Annotated in this window: 1 protein-coding gene; it reads left to right on the top strand. The window is 47.6% G+C overall.

What is annotated here, in order from left to right; genetic code table 11:
* On the top strand, positions 1-250 hold a 250-nt coding region (locus SB658_RS26105), incomplete at both ends, for a ClbS/DfsB family four-helix bundle protein (protein ID WP_410603389.1).

Genomic DNA, 250 nt, shown 5'->3' with positions numbered 1-250 from the left:
CTGGAATGAACTTGTTCTGAAGTGGTTAGATCAAGACGCCCAAGGAAAAGACATTGAATTTCCTGATGTTGGCTACAAATGGAACGAGCTTGGTGCGCTCGCTCAGAAATTCTATCGAGACTATTCAGCGAGCAGTTTTGCTGAAAATCGCAAAAGGCTCACTGTCGCCAAGGACCAGCTGGTATCAGAAATCTCTAAGCGAACCGATGATGAGTTGTATGGGTCAGCCTGGCACGGGAAGTGGACCAAG

It is taken from the genome of Bacillus sp. SIMBA_008, from assembly GCF_046535495.1.
GTDB lineage: Bacteria > Bacillota > Bacilli > Bacillales > Bacillaceae > Bacillus > Bacillus subtilis.
The sequence above is the reverse complement of the archived record's forward strand: the minus strand, read 5'-3'. Positions and strand labels throughout refer to the sequence as shown.